General features: G+C 73.8%; 14 protein-coding genes. 7 read left to right on the top strand and 7 right to left on the bottom strand.

The features are described from left to right. Positions 1-18 precede the first annotated feature (18 nt). The 3 genes from FVS66_RS21215 to FVS66_RS21205 form a co-directional block, all read right to left on the bottom strand. Entirely contained in the window at positions 19-375 is a 357-nt protein-coding gene (locus FVS66_RS21215) for a hypothetical protein (protein ID WP_149182775.1), read from the bottom strand. Positions 376-517: 142 nt separating this feature from the next. Then, positions 518-1,309 (bottom strand): DUF72 domain-containing protein, encoded by a 792-nt coding sequence (locus FVS66_RS21210; protein ID WP_149182774.1) that lies wholly within the window; start codon positions 1,307-1,309, stop codon positions 518-520. Between the two features lie 41 nt (positions 1,310-1,350). Further along, on the bottom strand, positions 1,351-2,166 hold the full coding sequence (locus tag FVS66_RS21205) for a LysR family substrate-binding domain-containing protein (RefSeq protein ID WP_149182773.1): 816 nt from the start codon (positions 2,164-2,166) through the stop codon (positions 1,351-1,353). A 58-nt stretch (positions 2,167-2,224) separates the two neighbouring features. On the opposite strand from FVS66_RS21205, the gene FVS66_RS21200 reads away from it, so the two are divergent. Beyond that, a complete protein-coding gene (locus FVS66_RS21200) occupies positions 2,225-2,629 on the top strand; it encodes a DUF5997 family protein (RefSeq protein WP_149182995.1) in 405 nt (134 codons plus the stop codon). 33 nt (positions 2,630-2,662) lie between these two features. Here FVS66_RS21200 and FVS66_RS21195 read toward each other — a convergent pair whose 3' ends face one another. Together FVS66_RS21195 and FVS66_RS21190 are read right to left on the bottom strand one after the other, a co-directional pair. Beyond that, positions 2,663-3,094, bottom strand: a complete 432-nt coding sequence (locus FVS66_RS21195; RefSeq protein WP_149182772.1) for a DUF6083 domain-containing protein — start codon at positions 3,092-3,094, stop codon at positions 2,663-2,665. A gap of 178 nt (positions 3,095-3,272) precedes the next feature. Then, entirely contained in the window at positions 3,273-4,628 is a 1,356-nt protein-coding gene (locus FVS66_RS21190; protein WP_149182771.1) for a helix-turn-helix transcriptional regulator, read from the bottom strand. A 136-nt stretch (positions 4,629-4,764) separates the two neighbouring features. Here FVS66_RS21190 and FVS66_RS21185 point away from each other — a divergent pair, with 136 nt between their 5' ends. The 3 genes from FVS66_RS21185 (at position 4,765) to FVS66_RS21175 (ending at position 9,096) form a co-directional block, all read left to right on the top strand. Beyond that, the gene (locus tag FVS66_RS21185) at positions 4,765-6,132 is read left to right on the top strand and encodes a M64 family metallopeptidase (RefSeq protein WP_262387119.1); all 1,368 of its coding nucleotides are present in this window, start codon (positions 4,765-4,767) and stop codon (positions 6,130-6,132) included. Between the two features lie 288 nt (positions 6,133-6,420). Next, positions 6,421-6,729 (top strand): hypothetical protein, encoded by a 309-nt coding sequence (locus FVS66_RS35530; protein ID WP_149182770.1) that lies wholly within the window; start codon positions 6,421-6,423, stop codon positions 6,727-6,729. A gap of 264 nt (positions 6,730-6,993) precedes the next feature. After that, the gene (locus tag FVS66_RS21175) at positions 6,994-9,096 is read left to right on the top strand and encodes a SpoIIE family protein phosphatase (RefSeq protein WP_262387118.1); all 2,103 of its coding nucleotides are present in this window, start codon (positions 6,994-6,996) and stop codon (positions 9,094-9,096) included. A gap of 30 nt (positions 9,097-9,126) precedes the next feature. Here FVS66_RS21175 and FVS66_RS21170 read toward each other — a convergent pair whose 3' ends face one another. Then, positions 9,127-10,050 (bottom strand): helix-turn-helix transcriptional regulator, encoded by a 924-nt coding sequence (locus tag FVS66_RS21170; RefSeq protein ID WP_149182768.1) that lies wholly within the window; start codon positions 10,048-10,050, stop codon positions 9,127-9,129. A 210-nt stretch (positions 10,051-10,260) separates the two neighbouring features. Between FVS66_RS21170 and FVS66_RS21165 the strand changes: the two genes are divergently transcribed. Together FVS66_RS21165 and FVS66_RS21160 are read left to right on the top strand one after the other, a co-directional pair. Continuing rightward, positions 10,261-11,166 carry an NADP-dependent oxidoreductase gene (locus tag FVS66_RS21165; protein WP_149182767.1) on the top strand — a complete coding sequence of 302 codons (906 nt, stop codon included), beginning with the start codon at positions 10,261-10,263 and terminating at the stop codon, positions 11,164-11,166. A 93-nt stretch (positions 11,167-11,259) separates the two neighbouring features. After that, positions 11,260-12,330, top strand: a complete 1,071-nt coding sequence (locus FVS66_RS21160) for an NAD(P)/FAD-dependent oxidoreductase (protein WP_149182766.1) — start codon at positions 11,260-11,262, stop codon at positions 12,328-12,330. A 35-nt stretch (positions 12,331-12,365) separates the two neighbouring features. Here the strand turns inward: FVS66_RS21160 and FVS66_RS21155 are convergent, their stop codons facing one another. Beyond that, the gene (locus FVS66_RS21155) at positions 12,366-12,941 is read right to left on the bottom strand and encodes a helix-turn-helix domain-containing protein (protein ID WP_399225970.1); all 576 of its coding nucleotides are present in this window, start codon (positions 12,939-12,941) and stop codon (positions 12,366-12,368) included. 137 nt (positions 12,942-13,078) lie between these two features. Here FVS66_RS21155 and FVS66_RS21150 point away from each other — a divergent pair, with 137 nt between their 5' ends. Further along, on the top strand, positions 13,079-14,605 hold the full coding sequence (locus FVS66_RS21150; RefSeq protein ID WP_149182764.1) for an alpha/beta fold hydrolase: 1,527 nt from the start codon (positions 13,079-13,081) through the stop codon (positions 14,603-14,605). Positions 14,606-14,610: the final 5 nt, after the last annotated feature.

Genomic DNA, 14,610 nt, shown 5'->3' with positions numbered 1-14,610 from the left:
GCCACGGTGCCGCCGGCGCTATTCGGGACGGGACGTGTCCGACTGCGCCAGGCGCGCCTCCATCAGCTCGGTCTCGTACTGGTCGAGGACCTCCTCCACCGTACGGTCGGTGTACTTGGCCACCTCCTTGATCGCCGCGGTCGCCCAGTTCGACAGGGACAGCGCGAAGGCCAGCAGACCGTCCTCGCCCCGCATGCGCCTGACACCCAGCAGATAGGCGAGGTTCAAGTACGGCACGAGGTCCGGGGGTTCGGCCGGTGCGCTCTGCCGCAGCATGCCGATCGTCGTCTGCGTCGCCTCCTCGCGCAGCGGCAGCAGACGTTCGCGCTCCGCCTGCACCTCGGCGATGATGCGCCGACGCTCTTCCTTGTCCATGCTGCCCCTCCCGGTGACCGACGGCTTTCCCAGCAGCACGGTACGAGCCGGGGGGCCCCGCGCGTGCCGCCTTCGGGCGATCCGGGGCCTGTCGGGCACAGCCCCGCGACGCGCGGCCACCCGGTCGGTACGATGCGCCGCTTCAACCGCTGTCCGCGGCCGCCGTGGAGGGCGGCAGGGCCGACGGGGTGCGGGTGACGGTCAGGCCGGTGGTTCTCGCCGCGCGTGCGAAGACCACGGCGTCGAGGACGGCCGCCGCGTTCGGGTCGTTGTTGAAGTAGGCGTACACGTCCCGGTCGTCGGGCCAGGTGTCCGCGATGCGCCGCGCCCAGGTCTCCAGGGACCGTCGGCCGTAGCGCGGCCACACCCGTGCCCTTCCGGCGTGGAAGCGCACATATCCCCACTCCGCCGTCCGCCACAGCGGCGTCACCGGCCGCGCCCGCATGTCGGCCCAGCACATCGCGGCGCCGCGTGCCTCCAGCACCTCGCGTACGGCCGGTGCCCACCAGCTGTCGTGGCGCGGCTCGACGGCGACCCGCGTCCCGGCCGGGAAGCGGCTCAGGCAGGCGTCCAGCAGCCCGGGGTCGGCGCGCAGGGTGGGCGGTAGCTGGAGCAGTACGGGGCCGAGCCGTTCGCCCAGTCCCGCGGCGTGGCTCATCAGCCGGTGCACCGGCTCCTCGGGTTCACGCAGCCGCTTGATGTGGGTGAGGAAACGACTCGCCTTGACGGCGACGACGAAGTCCGCCGGGGTGCGCCGCCGCCAGTCCTCGAAGATCTCGTGCGACGGCAGCCGGTAGAAGGCGTTGTTCACCTCGACCGTGGCGAACCCGGCGGCGTACTCCTCCAGCCAGAGCCGCTGGGGCGTCCCGGCGGGGTACAGGACGCCACGCCAGTCCTTGTACTGCCACCCCGAGGTGCCGACGAGAACCGTCATTCACTCATCAAAGCATGCAGACCGGGCGGCTCCGGTCCGGGTTACGACCGGCGGCGCGGCTTCCCACGTCCCCGACCGCCGCCGCCGGCCTGGCCGCCACCGGAGCCCCGGCGCGTGGGCCTGCCCGCGGACTTGCCCGACGTCCGGCCCGACGCCTTCCCGGCGGCCTTCCCGGCCCCGGTACGCCGCTGTGTACCGGCGCCGTCCGCGCCCTTGGCCTTCGGCTGCTCCGTCGCGGCGGCGGGGCGGCGGCCACGGGTGCTGTTGACCGTCCGCCCACGGACGATCCCGATGAAGTCCTCCACCAGGTCGGTCGTCCGCTCCTCCGGCCACGACAGGGCGACACGCGACTGAGGGAGGTCCGTGACCGGCCGGTACGTGAGGTCCCGCCGGTGGTGCAGCCGCGCGAGCGACTGCGGGACCACGAGCAGTCCCACGCCCGCCGCGACCAGCTCGACGGCGTCCGCCGTCGTGGCGGGCCGGTCGATCGCGGGCAGTCCCGGCGGGCGCTCCCAGTCGAGGGTGTCGTCGAGCGGATGGAAGACGATCTCGTCGGCCAGGTCCTCGGCGGACACCTCGTCCACCGCCGTCATGAGGTGATCCTTGGGGATCACGACCACCGTCGTCTCGGTGTACAGCGGGATGGCGCTGAGGTCCGTCCGGTCGACCGGCAGCCGCACGAAACCGGCGTCGGCGTCGCCACGGAGCAGCAGGCCGGGCGCCTCGGCGGCGGACACCGCGACCAGCTCCAGCGGAATGTCCGGCAGTCGCTCCTGCCAGATCCGCACCCACTTCGCGGGCGTCACGCCCGGGACGTAGGCGAGCCTGAACGAGGAGGGTTCTTCCGAGCCTGTCACCGGGCCAGATTACCCGGCGTGGTCAGGAGCCGCGCACATGCTCGATATCCTTGACACCATGACGTCGCACCGCACCTCCCAGACCATGAAGCCCGCGACCGCGGCGAAGAAGCTGGGTGTATACCTCGAGGCCACCCCCGCAGAGTTCCAGGAGGGTGTTGTCTCGCGCGACGAGCTGAACGCGCTCCAGACCGACCCGCCCGAGTGGCTGCGGGAGCTGCGGCGCGACGGCCCGCACCCCCGGCCGGTGGTCGCGGCCCGGCTGGGCGTCTCCATCTCGGGGCTCGCGCGCGGCGGGGTCACCGAAGCGCTCACCACCGAGCAGATCGAGGCGCTGAGGAACGACAGCCCGGAGTGGCTGCAGAAGGAACGCGCCGTCCAGGCCGAGGTCCGCAAGGAAGCCGCCCGCATCAAGGAGAAGCGCACGGAGCAGGCCGAGCGCGCGGACCGCACGCGCCCCTGACACCCGGCTCCCGCCGCGGGACGCCCCGGGCGGTCACCCGGCCTCCGGGAGACTCGCGGCGGAGTCGAGCGGGCACGCCCGCCACTGTGCGCGGCGGGCGTTCTCGTCGCGCAGGGCGTCCAGCCACGGCCACAGGCCGAGCGCCGTCAAGACGGTGCCGGGGCAGACCAGGCGGTGCGGGACCCGGCACACCGAGCCGGGCCCCGGTTCCGTATCGCCGCTGTTCCAGGCGCGGCCGCCGGAGTCGACGTACCAGCGGTGCCACGGCGGCACCATGTGCGCGGGCGCTTCCCGGCGGGGTTCCAGAAGTACGCAGGCGCCGTAGTACGTGGGGCGCCGTTCGCCGTGGAGCCCGCATTCGCGGCACACCGGCGGTTCGGGCGGCGGCGGGGCGGTGGCACCGTCGCTGATCGCTTGGGCGTGGTCCACACGGTCCCACGGCTGCGGCTCCTCGCTCTCCCCCATACAGGCCAGGGTCCGCACGGGGCCCGGACTCCGCCAGGAGCGATTCGGGCGGAATCGCCGGGTGCGGGCGGTGCCGGGGTGCCCGTTCCGGGCCACACGGGGTGCACGGCGGCCCGGCCGTCACGCCTCGCGGTGGCCGGGCCCTGTCCGATTCGGCACCCACGGGTGTGCCTGGGGGCTACCCCACCCCGCCGTGCCCCGCCTGGAACGGAGGCGCGGCCGGCGCCGGCCCCAGCGTGGTCGTCCCCGGAGCCGCGCGGTGGCCAAGGCCCGTGCGGTACGCGTCGAGCGCGGCCTCCACCCGGCCCGTACGGCGCAGCAGGTCGCCCAGCAGCCGGCACAGGTCCGCGAGGTCGCCCGTCGCCCCGCTCCGCTCCAGCAGTCCGAGCGCCAGCACATAGTGCTCCTCGGCGGATTCGGTGTCCCCGCGCTCCTCGGCGATGAGGCCGAGCAGCCGGTGCGCACCTCCCGCGTGCACGGCGCCGTGCCGGTCGTCCAGGTCCAGCAGCGCGGACAGCAGCCCGGCGGCCTCGTCGTACCGGCCGAGCCGCCGCAGCACGTCGGCCAGCTCCACCTCCACCTGGGCCGTGTAGAGCGTCGCCCCCCGGGCCGCCAGCATGTCCCGAGCCGTACGCAACTCCCGCTCGGCTGCGGCGAGTTCGCCGCTCTGTGCCTTGACGTAGCCGCGCATCCAGTGGCAGTGCGCCAGGTCGGTCCGCAGCCGCAGCTGCCGGTACATCGTCTGTGCCTTGGCCAGCGACGCGTCCGCGTCGGCCGTACGCCCCTCGGCGAGGAAGGTCCGGGCGACCTGTCGGTGCATGCCCGCCACGAGAGCGGGGTCGTGGACCTGTGGCGCCAGCGCGAGCGCGAGTTCGGCCGCGTGGGCCGCGCGGGCGTGCGCGCCCATGTCGATGTACGGGCCGATGACCGCCGCGTACAGCATCACCAGCGCCTCGGGGTCGGTGAGCCCGCTCGCGCCCAGTTCGTCGATGGCCGATTCGAGGAGGTAGCAGGCGTAACGCAGCTCCCCGGCCAGCAGGTGCGCGATGGCGCGGCCGCGCATCGCGCGGGCGCGGCGGGGGAGCGGCTCGTCGGCCAGCAGGTGTTCCGCTGCTGCGAAGTGCCGCCCGGCGTCCGTGAGTTCACCGGTCTCGAGGGCGCAGTCGCCGAGCCCCAGGAGCGCCTCGGCCTGCTCGGCCGGCAGGCCGAGGTGTTCCGCGTCGGTGAGCAGTCGACGGTACTGGACGGCGGCCTCGTCGGCGGAGCCGGTGGCGAGCATCCGCTGGGCGTCGGTCAGGGCGAGCCGTAGCTCGGTGGCCAGATGGGCCGGCCGGCCGGTGGCCAGCTCCTCGTACGACGTGCCGAGGCGCCCGGCGAGGAAACGCAGTGCCGTCTCGGAGGGCCGCACCTTGCCGGACTCCAGCGTCGAGACGTACGCCGCCGTGTACGAAGGCTCGGCCAACTGCCTTTGCGTCATGCCGCGTTCAGTACGCATGCGCTGAACTCGTCGGCCGATCTCGGACGGTTCGTCCATGGGAACCCCTTGCTCGCTCGAACTCCCCAGTATTCAGGGGTTCCTGGCCATTGCGCAGCCGCCGCGCGCCGCCCTACCTTAAGCGATCTGTTCATCGAACTTAAGTCACCACTTAACTTCTATCGGGGAGGACTCCGTGCGCTCGACCCTGCGCAGATCCCTGACGGCGGCCGCTGTGGCCGCGGCCGTCACCGCGGCGGCATTCGCCACCGGACCCGGCACCGCGGCCGCGGACCCGTCACCGCTCGCGGAACCGGCGTCGGCCGCCCTGGTGGAGGTCGAGATACCCGGCCCCGAGCACGGCGTGCTCGCCGGATCGGGCCACACGCACATACCCGCCGCCGGCCGGGACAGGCCCGCCCCGCGCCTCTCGGCGGCGGAGCGGGCGGCGGACGGCGAGGTCACGAAGGTGATCGACAACGGCTCGACCGCCGACCGGCTCGACGTCGTCGTCCTCGGCGACGGCTACACCGCCGCCGAGCTCGACCGGTTCCACACCGATGCCAGGGACAAGTGGGCCGAGGTGGCGGCCGTCGAGCCGTACACGACCTATCAGAGCCTCTTCAACGTCTGGACGGTCGACGTCGTCTCCAACGACTCCGGAGTCACCGGCGACCCCGGCCCGGCCACCGTGAAGGACACCGCACTCGGCGCGTACTTCTGGTGCGGCGACATCGAGCGGCTGCTCTGCGTCGACCAGGACAAGGTCGACGCGTATGTGGCCCTCGCACCCGAGGCCGACCTGGTGATCGTCCTCGCCAACAGCGCCAAGTACGGCGGCGCCGGCTACAACGAGCGCAGCCAGACCCTCGGCTACGAGGGCATCTCCACCGCGTCGGCCGGCAACGAGAAGTCCGGTCAGGTCGCCATCCACGAGACCGGCCACTCGCTGGGCGGCCTCGCCGACGAGTACTTCTACCCCGACCTCCCGGGGTACGAGCAGTACACCGGTCCTGAGTCCGCCGAGCCCAACACCTCCACGTTCGACGCCACCCGCATGGCCGAGCGCCGCGCCAAGTGGTACCGCTGGCTGGGCGAGGAGTCGCCGGACGGCGGCAAGGTCGGCGTGTACGAGGGCGGCGGCTACTTCGCCACCGGACTGCGCCGGCCCACCGACAACTCGCTGATGCGGGTCCTCGACAAGCCGTTCAACCTCCCCGGCGTCGAGGCGATGATCGCCGGCTTCTACCGCCACGCCCGGGTGGCCACCGCCGTCACGCCCGCCGGCACCACCCTGCGGCACGACCAGAAGGCGACGGTCGCCGTACCCCGGCTGACCGGCCCGGACGGACACCAGCTCACCGTCCGCTGGTATCTGGACCGCCGGGAGATGCCACACTTCGAGGGCCGGACGGAGGTGCGCGTCGCGGAGCTCGGGCTCCGCCGGAACGACTTCAGGACGCACAGGCTGACCGTCACCGTCGAGGACCGGACGGCCGCGGTACGCGACCCGGACATCGCCACGACCCTGCGGTCCGCGGTCGACTGGCGCGTCCGCCGGTAGGGCTACCGGCTCTCCGTCGACCCGGCCGTACTCCCGCCCCCGGAGCCCACGAGGCCGCGCAGCATATCGTCGAGCGCGTCGATCGGCGACCGCGACGACGGCGGCGACGACGGGGACGACGACGGCGGCGACGACGGGGAAGGGGAAGGCCGGGACGGGGCCCGGTCCGCCGTCGGCGCCGGGCTCTCGGGGGAGGCGGCCTCCGCGGCACCCCGAAGGGCCGGCCCACCGGCTGCTTCCGCCGCCGCGTCGCCGGAGGCGGCGCGTGCCGTCGGCCCGCCCGGCGCGGTGGACGCGGCAGGGGCCGGTGAGGGGAGTCCGCTCCCGTCGGCGACCGGACGGGACGGCTCCGAAGCCGTGCTGGTCGGCGGCGGCGTCGGCCGTGGCGTGGCGCCGGGGGACGGACGGCTGTGTTCCGGCCCCGTAAGCGCACGGTCCCGGCCCCTGCCCGGCGCCGACGGACTCCCGGCCTCGGGCAGCGTGCTCCGCATCGACTCCGGCTTCGACCGGGGCGCCGCGTTCTCGTGGGACGACTGCAGGGCGATCGCCAGGGCGCCGGCCACGCCCATGGCGATGGCGGCCCTGACCAGGGTGTAGCGGGCGCCGCTCGCCCTGCGCGGTTGCCTGTGGCTGCCCATGTGGTGCCTCCGGGGGCCGTGGTGCTCGATCCGACGGTCGTACAAGGGGTCCGGCGGGGCGAAAGTGACGGCCGATTCCGTATGTGTCACGTGCTGTGGCGAAGTTGCTACACAACGCGCGGCCCGTCGCCTCGCCGCGGACCGATGCGCCTCGCCGGGTCGAAAGCGGCCGCAGGTCCGCACAATGGAGTCGGGGGCAGCGGCAGGCGGAAGGAAACGTCTCGTGCCATCGGATCCGCCGGAGGACACCCAGGCCCGGAGTCCGCTCTGGTCCGAGCCGGGGACGCTGCTCCAGCACGTGCCCGTGGCCGTCTTCGGTATCGACGACGACGATCGCGTCTGCTTCTGGGGGCCCGGCGCCCACGACCTCTTCGGCCACGACCCCGCAGACGTCCTGGGGGAGCCCGGCGCCGTCCTCTTCGCCGACGCGGACCGGGGCACCTCCGCCTCGTGCGCGCACATGGTGGAGCGCGGCCGAGCCGACGGGTACTGGCGCGGCCGGCTCACGGCGCGGAACAGCGAGGGCACGGCCTTCGACTGCGGCTTCCGGGTCTTCCCCGTGACCGGTGCCGCCGACGGCTCCGTACTGCTGGGGCTGGCGAGCCGCAGCGACGAACTCGACCGGGTGAAGACCAACCTCGCCTTCGTCGACGCGCTCTTCCGGACCTGCCCCATCGGTCTCGTCATGCTCGACCAGGACCTCCGGTACGTCCACGTCAACGAGGCGCTCGCCGAGATGGACGGCCTGTCCGTCGAGGACCACCTCGGACGGCGTATGGAGGACATCATGATCACGCCGGACGGGAGCGGGGAGGGGGGCGGGTACGGCGGTCTGCTCCGCGCCGTCGCCGAGGGCGGCGAGACCGTCGTGGGGATGCTGGTCACCACGCGCACCACAGGGCGCCCCGACCGCGACCAGGTGCGCTCGGTGAGCCTCTTCCCCCTGACCCAGGCCGTCGGCTCCCGGCCGGGAGTGGGCGGGCTGCTCGTCGACGTGACCGACCGGGAGGAGGCCATCCGGGACGCCGCGGCCGGACGCCGGAGGCTCGCCCTGCTGGACCGGGCCGCCTCCCGGATCGGTACGACCCTCGACGTATACGTCACCGCCCGCGAGCTGGTCGACGCCGCCGTCCCGGACTTCGCGGACGGATGCGTCGTGGAGGTCGTCGAGTGGATGCACGAAGCCGAGCTGTTCGACCCGTCCCTGCCGCTCGTCACCCGCCGGATCGCCGCCGGCACCTGCCTGCCGCCCCCCGCCGACCGACTCGTCGGCGGAGTGGAGACCGTGACGTACCCGCCCGGGTCCGTCATCCACGACATGCTGCGCACCGGCCGGCCCATCGCCGCCCCCGTCGACGAGGACTTCGTGGCCCGTACCGTCATCACGGAGGAGCGCGCCCGCATCCTCGCCGCGAGCGGCTTCGTCTGCCTCCTGATCGCCCCTCTCGTCGCCAGGGGCACCGTCCAGGGGATCACCATGTTCGGCCGGTCGGCGGCCAGGCCACCCTTCACCGACGACGACCTCAGCCTCGCCGGTGAACTCGCCTCCCGCGCCGCCCTCTGCCTCGACAACGCCCGCCTGTACAGCCGCGTCCAGGACATCGCACTCACCCTCCAGCGCGCCCTGCTGCCCAGCGCCCTGGCGACCAGCCCGTATGTGCGGATGGCACACCGGTACGTGCCCGGCAGCCGGGTCACCGAGGTCGGCGGCGACTGGTACGACGCGATCGCCCTGCCCGGCGACCGGTTCGCCCTGGTCGTCGGCGACGTCATGGGACACGGCGTGCCGGCCGCCGCCGCCATGGGCAGGCTCCGCATCACCGCCAAGGCCCTCGCCAGACACGACCGCGCACCGGAACACCTGCTCGCCGACCTCGACGCCTGCGCCCAGGAGGCCGGCATCGAACTCGCCACCTGCCTCTACCTGGTGTACGACCCGACGACCGGACACGCCCGCGTCGCCAACGCCGGCCACCCGCCGCCCCTGCTGCGGCACCCGGACGGCCGGGTCGACACCATCGGCGACGTCCTGGGCATCCCGCTCGGTGTCGGCGGCCACCCGTTCCTGACGACCGACCTCGAACTCCCCGACAACGCCACCCTCGCCCTGTACACCGACGGCCTCATCGAGGCACGAGGCCGGGACATCGAGACGGGCCTGGACGCCCTGCGCGCCGAACTGGCCCACGCGGGAGGCCCGCTGGAACCCGCCGCCGACCGCATCCTGCGGAACCTGCTGCCGACCCCACTGACCGACGACACGGTCCTCGTCCTCGCCCGCGTCCACCGCGCGCCACCGCCGGTCACACAGGTACGAGCGCCATGACCCGGCATCCGGACCGCACCGCGACAGGCGTCACGGCCGCCCGGCGTCCGGGGTGCGGTCCGTGGTGCCGGGGCCCGACACCGCCGCCCAGCTGCCGAGGAGCCTCAGAGCGGTGTCCGCACGCTCGTCGGGGGCCGTGAAGACGACGAGCGACTGTCCCGCGTCACCGGGCAGCGCGAGCGTCTCGTAAGTGAGACGGAAACCCCCGACCAAGGGGTGCCGGAAGTGCTTCTCGCCATGGGTCTTCTCCGTCACTTCCTGCGCCGCCCACAGTTCCCTGAACCGCGGGCTGTGCCGGCTCAGCTCGGCGACCAGCCGGGCGAGCCGCGGATGGCCCGGGTGACGGCCGGCGGAGAACCGCAGGAACCCCACGGTCTGGCGGGCCACCTCGTCCCACTCCGGGTACAGCAGGGGTGCCGTGGCGTCGACGAAGATGTGGCGGGCCAGGTTGGCCGTCCCCGCCGAGGCGCCGGCCCCCTCGCCCACCAGGGCGACGGCCAGGGCGTTGGCGGCCAGGACGTCCATCGCCGGGTCCAGTACGTACGCGGGAACGGCACCCTGCGCGTCGAGCAGCCTGCGAACTCCCTCCCGTACGGCCGGGACCGCGTCCGCGGAGCGCCCCGAGTCCCCGGCGGGATGCCCGTCGCCCTCCCCGGCCGCCGCCCGGACACGTCCACCCGACCGGTGCGCGAGGTCGAAGAGGTGCGCCCGCTCCGCCGCGTTCAGGCCGAGCACGCGCGCGAGGGCTTCCAGTACGGAGTCGGAGGGGTTGGCCGCACGGCCCTGCTCCAGGCGTGTGTAGTAGACGACGCTGACCCCGGCGAGTTCGGCCACCTCTTCGCGGCGCAGCCCCGGCACCCTGCGACGGCCGACGACGGGCACGCCGACGTCGTAGGGGGTCACACGGGACCTGCGGGACGCGAGGAAGCCGCCGAGCTCACTGACTGCACTCATGACTGCAGTATGGGCGGTCGGCGGTTCTTCGCGCCTGTCCCTCTCAGTACCCCCCTCGCCGCCTGCTCCGGTGCGCGGTGCGGCCGCCTGGTACTGCCAGGGGAATGGCTACGCGCACGCCGGGGCGCCACGGTGGGACCGGTGCCGACCGCACCGCGTCGGCCTCCTCTGCGGGGGCCGACGCCTTGGAACGAAGAACGGAGCTGTCTGATGCGCGTGGTGAACTTCTCCCGGTACGGCGACGAGAGCGTGCTGGAACTCGCCGAAGGCCCCGCTCCGACCCCTGCGGAAGGGGAGGTGCTTGTGCGGGTCAGGGCCGCCGGCGTGAACCCGGTCGACTGGAAGCACCGCGAGGGACACGTACGGAGCGACCGGCCGTTCCCGCTCGGCATGGGCTGGGACGTCGCGGGAGTGGTGGAGAGCACCACGCCCGGCGGGCCGGCGGTCGGCGAGGCGGTGTACGGCATGCTGCCCCTGCCCTACGGCGGCGCCTACCAGGAACTCGCCGTGGTGCCGGCTTCCGCGCTGGCGCCGAAGCCGGCCCGGCTGTCCTTCGCCCAGGCCGCCGCGGTGCCGCTCGCGGCGCTGACGGCATGGCAGGCCCTGGACGCGGCCGGTGTGACGGAAGGCCACAGGGTGCTGGTGCACGCGGGAGCCGGCGGTGTGGGGCACTTCGCCGTCCAGTTCGCCAGGCTCCGCGGAGCGTACGTCATCTCCACGGCGTCACCCCGCAATCTGGGCTTCCTCCGGGAACTCGGGGTGGCCGAGCCGCTGGACCGTACCTCCGGGGCGCTGAGTCGTCTGGAGCCGGTCGATGTCGTCCTGGACACCGTCGGAGGCCGGGTGCAGCACGAGGCATGGTCCCTGCTGCGCCCCGGCGGCACCCTGATCACCCTGCCGGAACCCCTGGACGAGACATACCGCGTCCCCGGCGTGGAAGCCCGGCGCGTCATCGTCACACCGGACGGGGCCGCCCTGCGCCGCATAGGCGAGCTTGTCGACTCGGCCGCGGTACACGTCGAGGTACAGGCCGTCCTACCGCTCGAAAAGGCGGCCGAGGCGCACCGCGTCAGCGCGGCGGGCGGAGTCCGAGGCAAGCTCGTGCTGAGCCTCTGAGCCTCTGAGCCTCCGAGCCGCTGCATAGGCGTCGATTTGCCGTATCGGCAAGAAATTTTGCCAGCCAGGCAGAGTCGCGCGGAGGCTGTGCGCATGGCTGAGACAGCGAAGAACGCAATCGATGTACTGGTCGTCGGCGGTGGCGTCGCCGGGCTCTCCGGGGCGGTGACGCTGGCCCGGGCCCGGCGGTCCGTGGTGGTCGTCGACTCCGGCGAGCCGCGCAACGCGCCCGCCGCCGGGGTGCACGGCCTGCTGTCCCGGGACGGCGTCGCCCCCGGGGAGCTGCTGCGAGCGGGCAGGGAGGAGGTCGCCGCATACGGCGGGCAGGTCGTCACGGACCGGGTTGTGGCCGCCCGGCGCGAGGGTGAGGGGTTCACCGTGGACACTGCGGGCGGGCGGCGGTTCGCCGCGCGGCGGCTGCTGGTCTGTACCGGGGTCGCCGACCGGCTTCCCGAGGTCGCCGGGCTGCGCGAGCGGTGGGGGAAGGATGTGCTCCACTGCCCGTACTGCCACGGATGGGAGGTGCGCGACCAGCCGGTCGGCATCCTCTCGACCGGCCCGAAGACGGTCCACCAGGCGCTCCTGTTCCGGCAGTTGTCCGACGACGTGACCGTGTTCACGCACACGGGCGGGGACCCGGCGGAGGAGGACTGGGAGAGGCTTGCCGCTCGCGGGATCGGCGTGGTGGACGGGGAGGTCGTCGCCGTCGAGACCGAGGGCGACCGACTGGCCGGGGTACGGCTGAAGTCCGGGCGGCGCGTTCCGCTGCGGGCCCTCGCGGTGGCGCCCCGGCTGGAGGCCCGCGACGGCATGCTCGCGCAGCTCGGCCTGGCGGCCGAGGAGCATCCGGCGGGCGTGGGGCACCACGTGAGGTCGGGCCCGGGCGGGCTCACCGACGTGCCCGGCGTGTGGGTCGCGGGCAACGTCACCGACCCCATGGCCGGAGTTCCCGTCGCCGCCGCCGCGGGAGTCCAGGCCGCCATGGCCGTCAACGCGGAACTCGTCGCCGCCGAGGCCGACGCCGCGGTGGCACGCCGGGGCGGAGGCCGGGGCGCGGATGTGTTCGGTCCGGCCTCGGAGGCCGAGGTCTGCGAGCGTGTTCTGGGAGAGCGCCGCCACGGCCTGGAGGGGCTGTCGCCCACCGGGCGGGCCGAGCGGCAGTGAGCCGATGGCGGCCGGCGCCCGGCGCGCGCCTTCCGTCACGTCGTGCGCGCACGCAGGTGGGCGCGCTCGCCCTGTGGCCCGAACAGGGTGAGCAGTTCGACCGGGCGCGCGTCGGCCGCGCCCATCCAGTGCGGGACGTGCGTGTCGAACTCGGCCACCTCGCCCGCCTTGAGCACCAGGTCCCGGTCGCCCAGGAGGAGGCGGAGCCGGCCTTCGAGGACGTACAGCCACTCGTATCCCTCATGCGTCTTGAGGTCCGGCACGACGTCGTCGCGGCGTGGCGGGAGAACCAGTTTGTGCGCCTGCAGGCCGCCTGCCCGGCGCGTCAGCGGCACGTACGTCATCGCGCCACGCCGCACCGGCCGCAGATGCACACGCGGGTCCCCGGTGTGCGGGGCGCCGACCAGCTCGTCGAGCGGGACGCCGTACGCGCGGGCCAGCGGCAGCAGCAGCTCCAGGTTGGGCCGCCGGCTCCCGCTCTCCAGCCGCGACAGTGTGCTCTCCGAGATGCCGGTGATCCCCGACAGTTCGGCCAGCGTGACACCGCGCTGTTTCCGCAGCTCACGCAGGTTCGGCCCGACCGCCGCCAGTACGTCCTTCAATTCGTCCACACGTATCACCTTGCCGAAACGGCATGAGAAATTGCAAATGTGAGGGCCGTCGGGCGCGGACGGCTTGAATCTCCCCTTGGGGGAGTTCCTACCCTGCCGAGCAGCGAGCAGCGAGCAGCGAGAAGCGAGGAGGGCTCATGACGACGTTCGTGCTGGTGGGGGAGAGCTTCACCGGAGGGTGGCTCTGGAAGGAACTGGCGGACCGGCTCCGGGAGTCGGGAGCCGAGGTGTACCCGGTGACGCTCACCGGCATGGGGGAGAGCCGCGGTCCCGCGGGACCCGACACCGACCTGGAGACGCACATCCACGACCTGCTCCAGCTGATCGACCGGGCGGACCTGGCGGACGCGGGCGAGCTGGTGCTGGTCGGGCACGGCTACGGCATCCACCCCGTGCTCGGCGCCGCCGACCGGCGCGCGGAGCGGATCGCCCGGGTCGTGTACCTGGACGCGGGCATGCCGCGGGACGGCGACCGGGCCCTCAAGCTGGTGCCCGACCAGGCGGTCCGGGAGCGGCTGCTGCTCCCGGCGGCCGGGCGGGGGTCGGACGGCGGCGGGATGCCCCCGCCGACGTCCCCCGACGCGTGGCAGCGCTGGGGCAGCACCGCCGGAGTCCCCTCCGACGCGCTGGCACGGCTCACCCGCCTCGCCGCACCGCAGCCGACGGGCACACTCACCCGGCCGCTCCGGCTGTCGGGCGCGGCGGCCAAGGTGCCGACGAGCGGCGTGCTCTGCACCGGCAACGGGCCGACCATCGCCATGGTGCAGGCGCTCGTCGGGATGGGCGACCCCCACCTCCAGGCGCTCACCGACCCCAGCGTCACCTTCTTCGAACTCCACACCGGCCACTGGCCGATGCTCTCCACCCCGGACGAACTGGCGGACGTACTGCTCCGGGCCGCCGCGGGAGAAGGACACCGGCTGGCCACGGCGGGCGACGAGCCGCCCCCGCATCTCAGGCCGTTCCTCCTGGACGTACCGGAGCGGCGCCGCGAGCGGGTCGGGCAGGTCGACCTGCACCTGCCCGATGCCGCCGGGGAGCCCCGCCCGGCCGTGGTGTTCGTCCACGGCGGCCCGGTTCCGGCAGGCGTAGGGCCGACGCCGCGCGACTGGCCGGGCTTCGTCGGCCACGGCCGGTACGTGGCGGGCCTCGGCGCGGTCGGTGTGACGGTGGATCACCGGCTGCACGACCTCTCCGACTACGGGCGCGCCGCCGAGGACGTCGCCGCGGCGGTGGAGCTCGTACGGGCCGATCCGCGGGTGGACGCGGACCGGGTCGCGTTGTGGTTCTTCTCCGCCGGCGGGCTGCTGGCGGCAGACTGGCTCGCCTCGCCCCCGCCGTGGCTGCGCTGTGTGGCGGCGACCTACCCCGTGCTGGCGCCGCTGCCGAACTGGGGGCTCACCGACTCCCCGTTCCGGCCCGCCGCCGCGGTGCGCACGTCGGAGCGGCTGCCGGTCGTACTGACCCGTGTGGGGCGGGAGAGCCCGGAGATCGCGGCGACGGTCGAGGAGTTCCTGACCGCCGCCGCCGGTCGCGCGGTCCCGGTCGAGGTGATCGACGTCCCGCACGGCCACCACGGCTTCGAGACGATCGACCACACCGAGGAGGCCCGCCGGGCGGTGGAGCAGGCCGTCCGGTCCGTGCTCGGCCACCTGCGCGGCTGACGCGT

The organism is Streptomyces sp. TRM49041 (assembly GCF_008271805.1).
Classification (GTDB): domain Bacteria; phylum Actinomycetota; class Actinomycetes; order Streptomycetales; family Streptomycetaceae; genus Streptomyces.
This window is presented reverse-complemented; position numbering and strand designations above follow the sequence as displayed.